Here is a 16,882-nt window from a genome sequence, read left to right on the forward strand (position 1 = left end):
ACCTTAATTTTAAATTAAATGCAAAAATTTATCTTAGCGCTTTTGGTCGTTTTCGGTAGTCTAACCTTAACATCAGCACAAACCATTCCATCTCCAACGGACTTTTTAGGTTATGACATTGGCACACAATTTAGTAGAAACCATCAAGTTGTTGATTATTTTAAAGCGGTAGAAAAAGCAAGCCCTCATCAAGTAAAATTAGAAAACTACGGAAAAACCAACGAGCGTAGAGATTTGTATTTGGCTTTTGTAACGAGTGAAGCTAATATGAAGCAACTCGAAACTATTAGAGAAAACAATTTAAAAAACGCAGGTTTATTAGAAGGCGAACCTACAGCAACAGATATTGCCATTGTTTGGTTAAGTTATAATGTACATGGTAATGAAGCATCGAGTTCTGAAGCGTCTATGCTTACCTTATACAAATTATTAACTGAGCAACAAGAGTTACTTAAAAACACGGTTGTAATTATTGACCCAAGCGTCAATCCTGATGGTCGCGATCGTTATATCAATTGGTATAATGAAACAGCGAGCCAGCCATACGATATAGACCGACAAGCCAGTGAGCACCACGAACCATGGCCAGGAGGACGACCAAATCATTACCTCTTTGATTTAAATAGAGACTGGGTTTGGGCTTCGCAAGTAGAAACGCAACAACGTATTGCTGTTTATAACAAATGGATGCCACATGTGCATGTCGATTTTCATGAACAAGGCATCAATGAACCGTATTATTTTGCTCCTGCAGCAGAACCGTTTCATGAAATTATTACCGATTGGCAACGCGATTTTCAAACACAAATAGGACAAAATCACGCTAAATATTTTGACAAAGAAGGTTGGCTGTTTTTTACAAGAGAACGTTTTGATTTGTTTTATCCTAGCTATGGAGACACCTACCCAACATTTATGGGAGCCATGGGCATGACATATGAGCAAGGTGGTCACGGTATGGCAGGATTAGGCATCTTTAATGATGAAGGCCATGTATTAACCTTAGTTGAGCGATTAACTCACCATACAACCACAGGACTTTCAACAGTTGAAATGGCATCAAAAAATGCAAAACAATTAAATACTGAGTTTGGTAAATTTTTTAATAATACCAACTTAAAATACAAAAGTTATGTCTTAAAAGGTAATCCAGATAAATTAAATCGTTTAAAAACCCTTTTAAACAAACACCAAATTACATTTGAAAACCCAACAACCTCTAAAGTATCTGGTATTAACTATGCTACTGGAAAACAAGGAACTTTAAACGTCGATGCTAGTGCATTAGTGGTACACACTAACCAACCCAAAGGTAAAATGGTAAAAGCATTGTTTGAACCTAATGCTAAACTTTCAGATTCCTTAACTTACGATATAACAGCTTGGTCCTTACCATATGCTTATGGCTTAGAAACAATTGCCAGCACGTCTAAAATTCCGAGTTCACAACTATCAAGTCGTGCAGAAGTTCAAACCTTGAAGGAGGCCTATGGCTATGTAAGCAAATGGGATGCCATGGATGATGCCCAATTTTTAGCCGAATTACTAAAACAAAATTTCAAAGTAAGATTTACCGAAAAACCATTTGCTTCAAATAATAAAAAGTTTGAACGCGGCTCTTTAATTATTACGCAAGGAGACAATAAACATATCGATGATTTCTTAGACAAGTTGAATGCGATTGCGCAAGACCAAGCACAACCACTTACAGCCATTAATTCTGGGTTTTCACAAAGCACTCCAGATATTGGTTCTCCTGATATTAAATTAGTGAACAAGCAAAAGGTTGCTGTCCTTTCTGGTGAAGGCACCTCGTCTTTGAGTTATGGTGAAATTTGGCATTTCTTTGAGCAGCAATTGCATTATCCTTTAACCTCGATTAACACAGATAATTTAGGCAATACTGATTTAGACAAATACAATGTATTAATTCTTCCGAATGGTAATTACAGAAAAGTCCTTAATGAAAGTAACATGACTAAACTTAAAGACTGGGTACGTTCTGGTGGTAAAGTGATTGCTATTGATGGTGCGCTACGCAGCTTTGCGGGTAAAGATGGTTTTAGTTTAACTTATAAAGAAACAGATCAGGAAGCAAAAAGACAACCTTACAGCTTATGCCGATCGCGAACGTGAATACAGTAATAACCTGATTACTGGTGCTATTTTTAAGACTAAAGTCGATAATACCCATCCAATGGCTTTTGGATATAGCGATACTTATTTCACTTTAAAATTAGGCAGTTCAGCGTATAGTCTATTAGACAATGGCTATAACGTAGCTTACTTAAAGGACACTAAAGTGTATTCTGGTTTTGCAGGACAAAATGCAAAAAAAGCACTAGACCAAACTTTAGTTTTTGGTGAAGAACTTATGGGAAGTGGTAGTTTTATTTATATGGTAGACAACACCCTTTTTAGAAGCTTTTGGGAAAATGGTAAACTCTTTTTTGTCAATGCTGTTTTTCTTGTGAATAACAATACTTATGAATTGTAGTTTAAAATAGAAAATGAAAACTTTAAAAGAACAAACTGACGCTAAGATTGCTGCTGGAAGAAAAGCAAAACCTGACTTTATGAAAGGTGTTGATGAAGCCATTGATAAAGCAAAAGCTTTTGAAGAAGGAAAGGATGCTTTAAAAATTGGGGACAAAGCTTTAGATTTTGAATTACCAAATCCACAAGGACAACTAATTTCATTGTCTGGTTTATTAGAAAAAGGACCTGTTGTAGTTACATTTTATCGCGGTAGTTGGTGTCCTTATTGCAATTTGCAACTAAGAGCACTACAAGCTAAACTAATTGAAATCCATGCCTTAGGTGCAACATTAGTTGCTATTAGTCCTGAAGTACCAGATGATTCCTTAACGGAAAACGAAATCAACAACATGGATTTTACGGTATTGTCTGATCAAGATGCAAAAGTGGCTTCACAATATGGTGTGGCTTGGGAAGTTCCTGAATTTTTATTAGATCATATGCGTGTAGATAGACAACTCGACCTTAAAAAAATCAATAATGGCAATGCTAGCGTTTTACCAATTCCTGCGACCTTTATTTTAGACACCGATGGCATAGTTAAATGGAGCTATGTCAATGTGGATTACAGAACACGCTCTGAACCAGATGAAATTGTTGAAGTGCTTAAAAGTTTAAATTAGTTCTAGTTGAAAAACCAATCGAAAGCATTAGTTTTATTTATTAAGTAAACAACACCCTTTTTAGACGCTTTTGGGAAAATGGTAAACTCTTTTTAGTCAACGCTGTTGTTCTTGTGAATAACAATACTTATGAGCTATAACCAAATCGTTGAATAGGTTCTTGCTTTAGATAAATCTAAGGGAGCAATCCCGTGTAGAAAATACTCCAAGGTGATTGAGAGCTTTTCATTGTTTTAAATTACAACTCAAATGAAAACATATATAATTATTGGAGTTTTACTCTGTATTAGCTGTTATAATAGTGTTAAGGCTCAAACTGAAATCGATTCACGAAATAGAGATTTAGATTTCAAATCCATTTCTGAAACGGATTACACATCTTATTTATTAAAAGAAACAGAACGACTAACAAATGCTAAAGAAAGTGATTCTACATTCTTTAAAAAAAGGGGGGTAACTCTAAAAAGTTATTGCGACCAAATTTGTGAGACTTATTTAACAGATGATATTACAGGAGAAAAATTTTGGTTACCTGCAAGTTTTGACCAAGGAATTTTAGGTACGGCCTTTTCGCCAAACCACAATTACTTTATGGTTTTTGGCTCTTACGATGGCCCTGATTATAACCATTATTACGATTATCGTGCCGATATTCATATTTTTAAAATCACCAAAAACAAAGGTTTAAACCTTTTGGAATTTTATTTTAGTTTTTACACCAAAGAGTGGTCTATTGAAGATATCGTATGGATTGATAATGCAACAATAGCTTTAAAAATTTATGAAGATGGTAGATTTGGAGATGGCGAACATTTGAAATTCAAATACATAAAGACCAGCATCAAATAAAACGTACAACCTTTAAATCTAATTAATTAACCATATTATGAAACTAGGAGCCTTTTCAACAAGCCTTAACGTTAAAGACCTCAAAGCTTCAAAAGCATTTTACGAAACTTTAGGATTTACCGTTTTTGGAGGTGATATTAAACAAAACTATCTCATCATGAAAAATGAATCAACACTTATTGGTTTATTTCAAGGGATGTTTAAAAACAATATTTTGACTTTTAATCCTGGTTGGGATCAAGATGCGAATACACTTAAAAACTTTGATGACGTGCGTACCATTCAAAAGCATTTAAAAAGCCATAATATAACATTAGAACATGAAGCCGATGAAACCACTTCGGGGCCAGCAAGTTTTGTTGTGTTAGATCCTGATGGTAATGCAATATTAATAGATCAGCATATTTAAATTGAAATAAAACCTAGCAAATTATCATAGGCCTAAAAAGGGTTTTTAAAAGCCTTTACTGCTAAATCATTCTCTAAAATAAAACTTTGTAAACAAAATAACTACAAATCAAATAGAGCGTTAATAATAAAATTCGCATTTGATTTCGTTTTACTGGATTCATGACTAAAAGGGATTTACTCATAAGACACTGAATAAGATCATAAGTCACAAAAAAGTTTAGCGTACTACAACTTCACCATACAAATCAAAATCTTCTGCTTCAGTAACTTTAATGGTTGCAAATTCTCCGGTTTTCAAATAAGTCTTTGTAGCATCAATTAGGACTTCGTTATCAACATCTGGTGAATCAAACTCTGTTCTACCCACAAAATAGTTACCTTCTTTACGATCAATAACCACTTTAAACTCTTGTCCTATTTTAGCTTGATTCAATTCCCAAGAAATTTGAGACTGAATTTCCATAATCTCATTGGCACGCTGAATTTTTACATCCTCAGGCACATCATCTTCTAAATTATAGGCATGTGTGTTTTCTTCATGAGAATACGTAAAACACCCTAAACGCTCAAAACGCATTTCAGAAACCCATTGTTTAAGCTCTTCAAAATGTGCTTCTGTTTCTCCTGGATAACCAACAATCAGCGTTGTTCTAATAGTCATTTCAGGAACAATAGCTCTAAATTCATGAATCAATTTTGTGGTCTTTTCTTTTGTAGTACCACGACGCATCGATTTTAATAAATCATCAGAAATATGCTGTAACGGAATATCTAAATAGTTACAAATTTTAGGTTCACGCTTCATGATATCTAAAACATCCATAGGAAAACCTGTTGGAAAAGCATAATGCAAACGAATCCATTCAATACCTTCAACCTTAACTAAGTGTTCTAATAACTCTGCTAGGTTTCGTTTTTTATAAATATCTAAACCGTAATAGGTTAAATCTTGTGCGATAAGAATCAATTCCTTAACACCATTAGCTGCTAATTTTTCAGCTTCGGTGACTAAGTTTTCAATTGGAGTACTTTTATGTTTGCCTCGCATAATTGGAATCGCACAAAAACTACAAGGTCGGTCACAACCTTCTGCAATCTTTAAATAAGCGTAATTTTTCGGAGTTGTTGTTAAACGCTCTCCGATTAATTCATGCTTATAATCGGCACCTAATGCTTTTAATAAACTTGGCAATTCTGTAGTTCCGAAATACTGATCTACATTCGGAATTTCTTTTTCTAAGTCCGGCTTGTAGCGCTCACTTAAGCAACCGGTAACAAACACTTTATCAACGTCTCCATCTTCCTTTTTCTGCATGTACTCCAAAATGGTGTTCACACTTTCCTCCTTAGCATTATTAATAAAACCACAAGTATTTATAACCACAACATTACCTTCTTGCTCATGCACCACGTCCTTTCCACTGGCTTTTAGTTGCCCCATTAACACTTCGCTATCGTAAACATTCTTACTACAGCCTAATGTAATAACATTAATTCTATTCTTTTTTATGGTCTTAGTTCTCATGCTTTTTTTGTAAATCAGTTTGCAAAGATACGGAATGATTTACGATAATTGATTGCTGCTTAGCGCGATTAAACGTTTTCTTATTTTTAAAGTCTTATTTTTAAACAAAATCATGAAAACAACACCTATAGTTATTTTAATTTTATGTTTAGCCTTTAATTTTTCCTGTTCTAATAATGATGATAATACTCTTGAAGAACTAGAAACTGAGGCCATTTACTTTCCTCCAATAAATTCCGATACGTGGGAAACTAAATCAATTTCAGAATTAAATTGGAATGAAGATCAGCTTCAACCATTATTAGACTTCCTAGAGGAAAAAAACTCTAAAAGTTTTATGATTCTTCATAACGGCAAAATAGTTGAAGAACATTATTTTAATAACCATACCAGTTCAACACCATGGTATTGGGCAAGTGCAGGAAAGACATTGACTACTGCAGTTACTGGAATTGCTCAAGATGAAGGGTTATTAGATATCAATAATAAAGTTTCAGATTATCTTGGTACTGGATGGACAAGCGCTCCATTAGAAAAAGAAAACCTAATTACTTGTAAAAATTTATTATCCATGACCTCTGGTTTAGACGATACTTTAGGTGATGATGTTTCCCCAAGTAATTTACAATATGTGGCAGATGCTGGTACGCGTTGGGCTTACCATAATGTGTATGTAAAATTACAAGATGTTGTAGCTGAGTCTAGCAATACAACTTGGGACAATTACTTTAATACACATCTTAGAGACAAAATAGGAATGACTGGAAATTGGATAGACTTAAGTGGCTTAAGTGTTTACCTAAGCGATACCAGAAGCATGGCTAGATTTGGCTTATTAACTTATGCCAATGGCAAATGGGAAGATGAACAAATTGTAAACGACAATTATTTATCTACTGCCACCAACACTTCTCAGGAGGTTAATTTGGCTTATGGTTATTTATGGTGGCTTAATGGCAAAACGTCATATCATTTACCCCAAAGTCAAATTGAGTTCTCTGGCGAACTCATACCAGATGCACCGAGTGATATGTATGCCGCTCTTGGTAAAAATGATCAAAAAATATATATCGTTCCAAGCAAAAAGCTTGTCATCGTAAGAATGGGACAATCTGCAGAAGATACAAATTTTGCACTTTCAAATTTTGATAATGAGCTTTGGGTAAAAATTAATGCTTTAATTAATTAGCCATAAGGATTAAAACGCATAATTCATTGATAAATAGGCCACTGAAAAACACAAAACAAAAACACAACTCCAAATAAGGCATAAACACGTTTAACATTTATACTGTTTAGTTTATAAACTTCGCATATTAAAGAAACTTAGGACACCAAAAAATGCGACTATAAAATACAACGGAAAGGCCGCATAAGCATTTAACTACTTTGGAAGTAAAGGGCGTTGTGGTGTTGTACAGCCCCATGTTAGCGACACCGCATATTAAAAAGCATAAAAGCCAAATACAATACTTGCAGTATTGTATTTGGCTTTAAAATCTTTTAAGTGTGGTTTACGGCATTATGACACGCTCAATGGTGCTATACCGAACTTAGAAAATGCTATTTAAAGAATGAATCTACAAACTCATATTTATTAAAGACTTGTAAATCTTCAATACCTTCACCTACACCAATATATTTTACAGGAATTTGAAACTGATCACTAATTCCTATAACCACTCCTCCTTTGGCAGTTCCGTCTAACTTAGTTACGGCTAAAGAAGTAACTTCGGTTGCTGCTGTAAATTGTTTTGCTTGTTCAAAAGCATTTTGACCTGTTGAGCCATCTAAAACTAATAAAACGTCGTGCGGTGCATCACCAACAACTTTTTGCATCACACGTTTTACTTTGGTGAGCTCATTCATTAGGTTAATTTTATTATGTAAACGCCCGGCAGTATCAATAATAATCACATCTGCATTTTGAGTCACACCTGACTGTAAGGCATCAAAAGCAACAGATGCCGGATCAGATCCCATTTCTTGTCTAATCATAGGCACATCTACACGGTCTGCCCATACTTGTAATTGATCTATAGCTGCTGCTCTAAAAGTATCTGCAGCACCAAGTACAACTTTTAAACCTTTCTTTTTAAACTGATAAGCTAACTTTCCAATAGTTGTCGTCTTACCAACACCATTAACACCTACAACCATAAGGACATAAGGTGTTTTAGAACCATTAGCTTGTTTTGGCAAATCAGGAATAGTGTATTCCGTTTCTTCTCCAGATTTGGTTTCAGACAATAAGCCTGCTATTTCCTCTCTTAAAATTTTATTTAATTCTGAAGTGCCTAAATATTTATCTTTAGCGACCCGTTCTTCAATACGAGTGATGACTTTTAATGTCGTGTTAACGCCAACATCGCTAGAGACTAGAATTTCCTCTAGATTATCTAAAACGTCATCATCGACTTTAGATTTTCCTGCAACGGCTTTATTTAATTTGCTAAAAAAAGAGGTCTTAGATTTCTCCAAGCCTTTGTCTAAGGTTTCTTTCTTTTCGGAAGAGAATATTTTTTTAAAAAAACTCATTTTATTGTTTCGTTGGTTTCTGTTAAGTTGTGACATCTCATCCCTTTAACTTTAGATATATTAAATCTAATAGTCCTAAAAGACAGATGAACTAACCCAATACAACAACCTTGCCTTTAATGAGTTACTGCTAAGTTGTCATACACACTCAAATATAACCATAAAAAAACTGCTTTCATACGAAAGCAGTTTAGTTAATCTATATTAAAATAAAGATTATTTTTTATTAAAAAAGTCATTGACAAATTCTGGTGCCATTACTGATTCTACGAACATGTATGCTCCAGTTTTTGGTGATTTCACCATTTTTATAGCTTTTGTCAAACGTTTTGATCCTGTCTGTAAAGACGCTACTGATTTCTTTGCCATGGTTTCTTATTTTATCTCTTTATGAACAGTCATACGCTTAAGGATAGGATTAAATTTCTTAATCTCCATACGATCTGGCGTGTTCTTCTTATTTTTTGTTGTAATATATCTTGATGTTCCTGGTTGTCCAGAAGTTTTGTGCTCTGTGCACTCTAAGATAACTTGTATTCTATTTCCTCTTTTTGCCATAGTAAATTGACTTAAGCGCTAACGCTATTATTTGTAAAATCCTTTTGCTTTAGCTTCTTTTAACATTGCAGCGATACCAATTTTATTGATAGTCTTTAATGCAGATGTAGAAACTTTTAATGTTACCCACTTATCTTCTTCAGGAATGTAAAAACGTTTTTTGATCAAGTTTGCATCAAACTTGCGTTTCGTTTTATTCATAGCGTGAGAAACATTATTTCCAACCATCGCTTTCTTCCCAGTAAGTTCACAAACTCTTGACATTGTTTTCTTTCTTTAGGTCTATAATTATTATTCTGTTAATTCGTATTGCTTTTAAAGGACATCCTTCAAATTAAGTTCAATAAGAATCTAAAATCCGAACATGGATATTTTAAACAGGGTGCAAATTTAATAAAACTTTACGTTTCAACAAACATAAAACTCTACTTTTTCAAAAAATATTTTTGAAGCATTTCAAAAGCCTTATTTGTAGCTCTTATAATGACTTTCTCTCGATGGTTTCCAAAGTCAAAAACTTCTGAATAAATCTTATCTTTTGAAGCAATTGCAATCCATACGGTTCCAACCTCTGCATCCGAATCTCCTTTTGTTGGGCCTGCATTTCCCGTAGTACTTATAGCATAATCACTATGATACAACGTTCTCACTTTTTGTGCCATGGCTTCTGCCACTTCCTTACTAACAACAGAATACTTCCTAATAACAGCTTCAGAAACCCCTAAAACCTTTACTTTATATTCTGTTGCATAAGACACAACACTGCCTTTAAAATAGGCTGACGCTCCTGCATTTATGGTTAATGCTTGTGAAATACGACCACCTGTACAACTTTCTGCTACCGCTAGTGTTTTATGTGTTTCTGTTAATCGTTTCCCTATTATGGCTTCTATAGAGCCATCTTCTTCATAGCCAACAAAAATATCCGCTATTTGTGGTAAAAGCAAATTAACTTGCTTTTCCATTTCGTTCTCAACAGTAGATCGATCTGCAGCCTTGCCCGATAAACGCAAACGCACACGTCCCAAACTTGGTAAGTAGGCCAGTTTTATAAAACTAGGTAAATTATCTTCCCATTTTTCAATCCGCTCGGCTAATGCACTCTCACCTAAACCATAGGTTAAAATTGTTTTGTGCATTATATAAGGAAACTTAAATAAGGTTCTTAAGTTCGGAATAACCTGCTCGGTTATTAAAGCCTTCATTTCATAGGGCACTCCCGGAAGCGACACAAACACTTTTCCGTTTTTCTCTAACCACATACCTGGCGCTGTACCATTATGATTCATAAGTACCTTAGCCTTAGTAGGGACTAAAGCTTGCTGCTTATTAACCTCTAAAAGTGGAGCCGCACTATATTTAGCAAAAATCTGCTCTACATTAGCTAGCACCGCTTTATCTTCTACTAAAGTGTCATTAAAGTATTCGCAAATTGTATGTTTGGTAATGTCATCTTTAGTTGGTCCTAATCCACCTGTAATAATGATGATATCCGCATTTTCTTCAGCCTCTTTTAAAGCCTTAAGAATATGTGATTTCTCATCTTGAACAGATGTGATTTGATAAATTGAAATCCCAAATTTATTGAATTCTTTTCCTAAGAATGCGGAATTTGTATCTACTATCTGACCAATAAGGATCTCATCTCCTATGGTAATAATTTCGGCTTGCATTACAGATTGAAATCAGCTTTTATTTCATTGGTAGCGTTTTCTACAGCGGTTAAAACAATTTGAAGTTGTTCATCGACATTCATATCCGATTTCTCAAACTTCCCCCAATCTTGTACTTCAATTAAGGTGTCTAACACGCCTAATTCAAATAAATCAATTGTAGGTTTCATTTTATGTGCTGCTTGGTACACTTCTTTATAATCTTTTGCAGGGACTGCTGTTCTTAAACGTTCAGCATCTTCTGGTACTTCTTCTATAAAAGCGGCCGCTATAGCTAAGACAAAATCTTCATCGTTATCAGCCATTTCTCGTACCCGGTGTAATTGATAATATTTTGACATTTATTTTATTTTTATTGAAAACATTTCCTCGTCTTCAAGATATCCTTTTAACTGATCGTTTGCACAAACTTTGCCAACTCCTGCTGGTGTGCCCGTAAATATAATGTCTCCAATTTTTAAAGTGAAATATTTTGACACATATTCTATGAGTTCATCAATTTTCCATAACATTAATTCTGTATTTCCGTTTTGAACGCACGCCTCATTCTTCTTTAAACTAAAGTTGATATTATTAATATCTTGAAACTTTGTTTTAGGTAACCATTTCCCAATAACCGCAGCACCATCAAAGGCTTTGGCTTTTTCCCATGGTAAGCCTTTGCCTTTTAATTGCGCTTGGAGATCACGCGCTGTAAAGTCAATTCCGAGTCCAATTTCATCATAATACTTATGTGCAAATTTCTTATCGATATACTTCCCTACTTTATTGATTTTCACCAAAACCTCAACTTCATAATGCACATCATCCGAAAAATCAGGAATAAAAAACGGCTGCTTCTTTAATAGAATGGCCGTGTCTGGTTTTAAAAACACCACAGGATCTGTAGGTTTTTCATTTTCTAGTTCTTTAATGTGGTCGGTGTAATTGCGACCTATACAGATTAGTTTCATTTGTTAGCTGTTGGGTATTAGCTTTTGATTCTTGGTTCTTGATTTTTGATTCTTGGTGCTTTGCTCTGTTTTATCTAAAAAAATTAAAGACACTTAATAAATATAGCTCTTATTTTTCTTATGAAAGCCCAAAAATGTAAAATTTATTCAAGCGAAAAAACTTACGAAAAACAACTTTTTACGCTTAACTTTTCACTTTTCACTAACTCAACTTATTATTAAATTGACGTAACTTTATTGCTGTTAAAACTTTTTTAGTATAGAGTGGAAAATCGGCATTTAACAACCAACCAAAATAACCAGGCTCTTGCTCTAAAACATCTATAACGCGTTTTCCTTTATGCTTTCCAAATGAAAAACATTCTTCTCCGTCTTTATTAAAGATTAAAAAACCAGCAAAGTCAGCAAACTTTTTACGCGAACTAAATTCTGCTAAAAACTTAGTGTCATTTTCTAAATCTTGGTAGCGGTCTAATTGCGCCTTTAAAACTTCGTAAGTTGCTTTTGTATCTGCTTCCGCACTGTGAGCATCACTTAAATCCTTATCACAGTAAAACTTATAAGCAGCCACTAAAGTACGCTGTTCCATTTTATGAAATATGGTTTGCACATCTACAGATTGTGTATTTTTCATATCAAAATCTATTTCGGCTCGCAACATCTCTTCGGCTAAAAGCGGAATATCAAAGCGGTTAGAATTAAAGCCCCCTAAATCCGAATCCTTAATCATGTTATAAATCTCTTTAGACAAAGCCTTAAAGGTAGGCTTATCTGCAACATCTGCATCTGAAATACCATGAATTGCTGTAACCTCTGCAGGAATTGGCATCTCCGGATTCACAAGCCATGTTTTAGCTTCTTCTTTTCCGTTAGGATGTACTTTTAAGATTGAAATTTCTACAATTCTATCTTTTGAGATATTGATTCCTGTAGTTTCTAAATCGAAAAAACAGATAGGCTTTATTAGGTTGAGTTGCATGACGTATTTATTTTTTACAAAGGTAATTAGATTCTTTTATAAAGACCGATTTGCTTAAAAAAACCTATAACATATAGAACCATACTTTAGTAATTTACTTTTCTTTTTTATCAAAAAAAACTAAACGCTACCCCCAAAGCATTCCGCTATTAATATTATAAAATACCCACAGTTAGAACAATAAATTTCAGTATTATTGTAGGACAATAAAACATTTTGTCGACCAACAATGCGATTTTTACTTTCCTCCATGCTATTACTTTTACTCGTTTGGAGAGGGCATGCCCAACAGACAAATGACACCAATGCTAGTACCCTAGACGCTTCCGAATCTGAAATCACAAGTCATATTGATTCCATAAAAAACGTAATGATAGCTGATTATTATGAAGAAAACTACAGCTCTGTAATTCTTAATGCCAGCCAAATTTTAAAAATTGTTGACCAAAATGAGCTTCCTCTCGAAGTTTTTAATATCCAGAGTTACTTAGCCAATTCTTACCTTCATTTAAATGATTCAATAAAAGCTATTACATACGCTCAAAAAAATAATAAATTATCAGAACAACTAAAAGACACTACAGCCATTGTAGGGGCAAAAATAGACCTAGGTAATATCTATTTAGCGTTTGGCTCCGCTATGGAATCTATACATTCTTTTGAACAAGCCTTACCCCTAGCTGAAAAGCAAAATAATAAAATGGCGCTTTTTATACTCAACTATAATATTGCTGATATCCATTTTAACCAACTTAACGATCCTATTGGAGCTAAGCCTTATATAGATGCTGCTGAAGAAAATGTGGCCAAAGATTTTAAATTAGGGCAAACAGGTATTAGTTTACTTAAGTCGCATTATGCGTTTTACAATAAAGATTACGATGTAGCCGCAGGTTTATACCAACAAACCATACGCATGGCTAAAGAAACAAACTATATCGATGTCTTAAAACAAAGCTATGAAGGCTATATTAATTGCCTTGTAAAAAAAGAAGATTATAAAAAAGCTTACGAGATTGGTAAAATACAAGACAGTCTTTCGCTTGCTAGACGTGAAGAAGAAATTGAGAAATCGGCAAAAATTTTAACAGCGGGTTTAAAAAGTGCGCAAATTCAAGAAGAACTTGAAAATGAAGAATTGAGAAGCAAATTAGTGATTGAGAAATCCGAAGCTCAAAAAGATCTATTAATCGGCAGTATCTTAGTTTCATTACTCCTTTTAGGCCTTTTAATCTACCTTCTAAAAGTGACAAAAAACAGAAGAAAACTTAACAATGAACTCAAGATTAAGAATCAAGAATACTTAGAAGCGAAACTAGAATCTGAAAAATTAGCAGAAGTAAAATCGCGTTTCTTATCTACAATGAGCCACGAGTTACGCACACCCTTATATGGAATTATTGGATTAAGCACTGTACTTAACAACGATAAAAATTTAAAATCTCATAAAACAGAATTACAATCCTTAAAATTTTCTGCAGACTACTTACTCAATTTAGTAAATGACGTATTGACTTTAAATAAAATGGATTCTAATGAAAAAAATGAATTAGAAACTAAGGCCTTTCACCTTAAAGATTTATTAAATAATATAAAAGAGTCTCTAGAATACATCACAGGCCAAACCAACAATAACCTTACAATAGCTTTAGACAACAAAATCCCTAATTGGATAAAAGGCGATCAGACAAAAATGTCGCAGATCTTAATTAATTTGCTTGGTAATGCTTTAAAATTTACCAATAAAGGCGAAGTACAACTGGTTGTTACTCTAATAGAAAAGACAAAAAACAATTTAAAGCTAAAATTTGAAGTCATAGATAACGGCCAAGGCATCTCTAAGACTGACCAGAAAAAAATCTTTGAAGAATTCGGGCAACTAAAACATCAAGGTCATTTTCAAGGCTCAGGACTAGGACTCACCATTGTACGTAAATTACTTTTTGACATGGGGTCTAAAATAGAACTCAAAAGTGCTGTTGGTGAAGGTTCTAATTTCTATTTCGAAATCAAAGTTGGCCTAGCAAAAAAAGAACACTCCAATAAAAATATCGAAGACAAGACATCGATAGACATGCTTCAAAACAAAAGAGTTTTAGTTGTAGATGACAATACAATCAACCTCTTAGTTACCAAAAAAACGCTAGAGAGTCACAATATTTTAGTAGATGTTGCCAATAACGGACAAGAAGGTATCGATAAAATAATGCAAACCCAATACGACATAGTTCTTATGGATGTTCACATGCCGGTGATGGATGGCATTGAAGCGACAAAAAGAATCCGAGAACTTCAATTACCAATAACCATTATTGCCTTAACGGCCGTAACACAAAACGAACAAGATAATCGTTTTAAAGAAGCGCAGTTTGATGACGCTATTGTAAAACCTTATAAAATTAACGAATTCCTAAAAACACTCGCCTACAATCTCAATAAAAGAGCCCAAGGATAGAGCCTACCTAAATTGTTCTATGATTCAACTTGAAATCTCAAAGCACAATAACACATAACTTAAGCGGTATAAAATAGCTTATACTATTTTTTAAAGCAATTCGGTTGTTACAGAAATCACTCCATCCGTGAATAAAAAAAGCACAGTTCTAAAACTGTGCTTTTTTTTAATTCAATAGTTTACATCCTATAGGTTTACGTTACAAAAATCAAAACAAGTAAGACTAAGTAATATAAAATCATAGAACAAACTGATATAAGAATAATTCCACCTAACCAATACAAAATAACCTGACCTACTTCAATAAGTTTAGACCTCGTTTTGTTGGTAATTGTTTTTTTAGACGGCATTATATCTCTCTATCTTTATCCCAACCTTCTAAGTAATCCTTAACAGCTTTAACAAACTGTCCACCTAATGCTCCGTTAACAACCCTGTGATCGTAAGAATGTGATAAATACATTTTATAACGAATACCAACATAATCTCCTTCTGGTCCTTCTATAACAGCAGGTGTTTTTCTAATAGCTCCTAAAGCTAAGATACCTACTTGTGGCTGATTGATAATAGGGGTTCCCATGATGCTACCAAAAGTACCAACATTAGTTACAGTATATGTACCTCCCTGGATATCATCCGGATCTAATTTCCCTAAACGCGCTCTATTAGCCAAATCGTTAACACGTTTTACCATGCCAAATAAATTTAACTGATCGGCATTTTTAATAACAGGAACAATTAAATTTCCATCTGGTAAGGCTGCTGCCATACCAAGATTAATCGCTTTCTTTTTAATGATTTTATCTCCTTGTACGGAAATATTCATCATTGGAAAATCCTTTAAAGCTTTCGTAATAGCTTCCATAAAAATTGGAGTAAAGGTTAAATTTTCACCCTCACGTTTCATAAAGTCATCTTTAACTTTCTTTCTCCAATTCCAAATACGAGTCACATCAGCTTCAATAAACGACTGCACATGTGCAGAGGTCTGTACTGAATCTACCATATATTTTGAAATGAGTTTCCCCATTCTAGTCATTTCTATCACCTCATCTCCGCCAGCAGTTATCACTGGTTTTACAACCGACTGTTCTGCTTTTGGCTTTTCTTGAGCTTTAACTGCTGCTACTGGTGTTTCCGCATCTTGCGCAACGGCAGAACTTGGTGCAGAACTACGAGATTCTAAATACGCTTTAATATCGTTTTTAGTCACACGGTTGTCTTTTCCTGTTCCCGGAATTGCATCCAATTCCGCTTGAGAAATACCTTCTTGTTTTGCTATGTTTTTTACTAAAGGAGAATAAAAACGACCTTCAGTAGACACTATTGGTGTCACTGCTGTTTTTGCCGCCACCACGGTTTCTACCACTTCTGCAACTGCTTTTGGAGCTGCGACTTCAACAGCTACAGGTTCTGGTTTTGCTGCTGGTGCTTTCACTTCTACAGTATCACCACCTTCAGTTTCTATTACCGCTATAATTTGTCCAACTTGTACAACATCATCAACGTTAAATAGTTTTTCAACTAAAACGCCATCTACCTCACTTGGAACTTCACTATCGACTTTATCGGTAGCAATCTCCAAAACAGCTTCATCTGCTTCAATAGTATCTCCAACATCTTTAAGCCATGAGGTTATAGTTGCTTCTGCAACACTCTCTCCCATTTTAGGTAACTTAAGTTCAAACTTTGCCATATCTATAATTTGTAGGTCCTTATTTGCTAATCGCGTGCAAAATTACTAAAAAAATACATGTTTTATTGGTTTTTATTCAAGAAA

Annotated in this window: 15 protein-coding genes and 1 pseudogene; 6 read left to right on the forward strand and 10 right to left on the reverse strand. The window is 34.2% G+C overall.

The genetic code is table 11. The features are described 5' to 3' along the window. Nucleotides 1–18 precede the first annotated feature (18 nt). The 4 genes and pseudogenes from ACXGSQ_RS17010 (at nucleotide 19) to ACXGSQ_RS17025 (ending at nucleotide 4,419) form a co-directional block, all read left to right on the forward strand. A pseudogene (locus ACXGSQ_RS17010) lies at nucleotides 19–2,497 on the forward strand (M14 family metallopeptidase). Nucleotides 2,498–2,510: 13 nt separating this feature from the next. After that, nucleotides 2,511–3,161, forward strand: a complete 651-nt coding sequence (locus ACXGSQ_RS17015; protein WP_458627335.1) for a peroxiredoxin-like family protein — start codon at nucleotides 2,511–2,513, stop codon at nucleotides 3,159–3,161. A 249-nt stretch (nucleotides 3,162–3,410) separates the two neighbouring features. Beyond that, nucleotides 3,411–4,010, forward strand: coding sequence for a hypothetical protein (locus ACXGSQ_RS17020; RefSeq protein WP_458627336.1), 600 nt, complete (start codon nucleotides 3,411–3,413; stop codon nucleotides 4,008–4,010). Nucleotides 4,011–4,047: 37 nt separating this feature from the next. Further along, nucleotides 4,048–4,419 (forward strand): VOC family protein, encoded by a 372-nt coding sequence (locus ACXGSQ_RS17025; protein WP_458627337.1) that lies wholly within the window; start codon nucleotides 4,048–4,050, stop codon nucleotides 4,417–4,419. A gap of 219 nt (nucleotides 4,420–4,638) precedes the next feature. Here the strand turns inward: ACXGSQ_RS17025 and rimO are convergent, their stop codons facing one another. After that, nucleotides 4,639–5,946 (reverse strand): 30S ribosomal protein S12 methylthiotransferase RimO, encoded by a 1,308-nt coding sequence (gene rimO / locus ACXGSQ_RS17030; RefSeq protein WP_458627338.1) that lies wholly within the window; start codon nucleotides 5,944–5,946, stop codon nucleotides 4,639–4,641. A 112-nt stretch (nucleotides 5,947–6,058) separates the two neighbouring features. Between rimO and ACXGSQ_RS17035 the strand changes: the two genes are divergently transcribed. Beyond that, a complete protein-coding gene (locus ACXGSQ_RS17035) occupies nucleotides 6,059–7,135 on the forward strand; it encodes a serine hydrolase domain-containing protein (protein WP_458627339.1) in 1,077 nt (358 codons plus the stop codon). A gap of 374 nt (nucleotides 7,136–7,509) precedes the next feature. Here the strand turns inward: ACXGSQ_RS17035 and ftsY are convergent, their stop codons facing one another. From ftsY to ACXGSQ_RS17075, 8 genes are all read right to left on the reverse strand, one after another. After that, nucleotides 7,510–8,484 (reverse strand): signal recognition particle-docking protein FtsY, encoded by a 975-nt coding sequence (gene ftsY, locus ACXGSQ_RS17040; protein WP_458627340.1) that lies wholly within the window; start codon nucleotides 8,482–8,484, stop codon nucleotides 7,510–7,512. A gap of 216 nt (nucleotides 8,485–8,700) precedes the next feature. Next, the gene (locus tag ACXGSQ_RS17045; RefSeq protein WP_195872391.1) at nucleotides 8,701–8,853 is read right to left on the reverse strand and encodes a DUF4295 domain-containing protein; all 153 of its coding nucleotides are present in this window, start codon (nucleotides 8,851–8,853) and stop codon (nucleotides 8,701–8,703) included. A gap of 6 nt (nucleotides 8,854–8,859) precedes the next feature. Continuing rightward, on the reverse strand, nucleotides 8,860–9,042 hold the full coding sequence (rpmG, locus tag ACXGSQ_RS17050; protein WP_020896723.1) for a 50S ribosomal protein L33: 183 nt from the start codon (nucleotides 9,040–9,042) through the stop codon (nucleotides 8,860–8,862). Nucleotides 9,043–9,069: 27 nt separating this feature from the next. Then, a complete protein-coding gene (rpmB, locus tag ACXGSQ_RS17055; RefSeq protein WP_458627341.1) occupies nucleotides 9,070–9,306 on the reverse strand; it encodes a 50S ribosomal protein L28 in 237 nt (78 codons plus the stop codon). A gap of 161 nt (nucleotides 9,307–9,467) precedes the next feature. Then, a complete protein-coding gene (locus ACXGSQ_RS17060; protein WP_458627342.1) occupies nucleotides 9,468–10,715 on the reverse strand; it encodes a competence/damage-inducible protein A in 1,248 nt (415 codons plus the stop codon). After that, a complete protein-coding gene (locus ACXGSQ_RS17065) occupies nucleotides 10,715–11,056 on the reverse strand; it encodes an Hpt domain-containing protein (RefSeq protein WP_458627343.1) in 342 nt (113 codons plus the stop codon). Before ACXGSQ_RS17065 ends, ACXGSQ_RS17060 begins: the two co-directional genes overlap by 1 nt. Next, nucleotides 11,057–11,668, reverse strand: coding sequence for a fumarylacetoacetate hydrolase family protein (locus ACXGSQ_RS17070; RefSeq protein WP_458627344.1), 612 nt, complete (start codon nucleotides 11,666–11,668; stop codon nucleotides 11,057–11,059). Nucleotides 11,669–11,870: 202 nt separating this feature from the next. Continuing rightward, nucleotides 11,871–12,647 carry an exonuclease domain-containing protein gene (locus ACXGSQ_RS17075; RefSeq protein ID WP_458627345.1) on the reverse strand — a complete coding sequence of 259 codons (777 nt, stop codon included), beginning with the start codon at nucleotides 12,645–12,647 and terminating at the stop codon, nucleotides 11,871–11,873. Nucleotides 12,648–12,897: 250 nt separating this feature from the next. On the opposite strand from ACXGSQ_RS17075, the gene ACXGSQ_RS17080 reads away from it, so the two are divergent. Further along, nucleotides 12,898–15,102: a response regulator gene (locus ACXGSQ_RS17080; RefSeq protein ID WP_458627346.1), complete on the forward strand. Its 2,205-nt coding sequence runs from the start codon at nucleotides 12,898–12,900 to the stop codon at nucleotides 15,100–15,102. Between the two features lie 349 nt (nucleotides 15,103–15,451). Here ACXGSQ_RS17080 and ACXGSQ_RS17085 read toward each other — a convergent pair whose 3' ends face one another. Next, a complete protein-coding gene (locus tag ACXGSQ_RS17085; protein ID WP_458627347.1) occupies nucleotides 15,452–16,798 on the reverse strand; it encodes a dihydrolipoamide acetyltransferase family protein in 1,347 nt (448 codons plus the stop codon). Between the last annotated feature and the right edge of the window lie 84 nt (nucleotides 16,799–16,882).

Source organism: Winogradskyella sp. PC D3.3, assembly GCF_054366245.1.

Bases quoted from the DNA above. Each gene is read 5' to 3' on its own strand.
- ACXGSQ_RS17015 (WP_458627335.1), top strand. From the start codon at position 2,511: ATGAAAACTTTAAAAGAACAAACTGACGCTAAGATTGCTGCTGGAAGA.
- ACXGSQ_RS17020 (WP_458627336.1), top strand. From the start codon at position 3,411: ATGAAAACATATATAATTATTGGAGTTTTACTCTGTATTAGCTGTTAT.
- ACXGSQ_RS17025 (WP_458627337.1), top strand. From the start codon at position 4,048: ATGAAACTAGGAGCCTTTTCAACAAGCCTTAACGTTAAAGACCTCAAA.
- rimO (WP_458627338.1), bottom strand. From the start codon at position 5,946: ATGAGAACTAAGACCATAAAAAAGAATAGAATTAATGTTATTACATTA.
- ACXGSQ_RS17035 (WP_458627339.1), top strand. From the start codon at position 6,059: ATGAAAACAACACCTATAGTTATTTTAATTTTATGTTTAGCCTTTAAT.
- ftsY (WP_458627340.1), bottom strand. From the start codon at position 8,484: ATGAGTTTTTTTAAAAAAATATTCTCTTCCGAAAAGAAAGAAACCTTA.
- ACXGSQ_RS17045 (WP_195872391.1), bottom strand. From the start codon at position 8,853: ATGGCAAAGAAATCAGTAGCGTCTTTACAGACAGGATCAAAACGTTTG.
- rpmG (WP_020896723.1), bottom strand. From the start codon at position 9,042: ATGGCAAAAAGAGGAAATAGAATACAAGTTATCTTAGAGTGCACAGAG.
- rpmB (WP_458627341.1), bottom strand. From the start codon at position 9,306: ATGTCAAGAGTTTGTGAACTTACTGGGAAGAAAGCGATGGTTGGAAAT.
- ACXGSQ_RS17060 (WP_458627342.1), bottom strand. From the start codon at position 10,715: ATGCAAGCCGAAATTATTACCATAGGAGATGAGATCCTTATTGGTCAG.
- ACXGSQ_RS17065 (WP_458627343.1), bottom strand. From the start codon at position 11,056: ATGTCAAAATATTATCAATTACACCGGGTACGAGAAATGGCTGATAAC.
- ACXGSQ_RS17070 (WP_458627344.1), bottom strand. From the start codon at position 11,668: ATGAAACTAATCTGTATAGGTCGCAATTACACCGACCACATTAAAGAA.
- ACXGSQ_RS17075 (WP_458627345.1), bottom strand. From the start codon at position 12,647: ATGCAACTCAACCTAATAAAGCCTATCTGTTTTTTCGATTTAGAAACT.
- ACXGSQ_RS17080 (WP_458627346.1), top strand. From the start codon at position 12,898: ATGCTATTACTTTTACTCGTTTGGAGAGGGCATGCCCAACAGACAAAT.
- ACXGSQ_RS17085 (WP_458627347.1), bottom strand. From the start codon at position 16,798: ATGGCAAAGTTTGAACTTAAGTTACCTAAAATGGGAGAGAGTGTTGCA.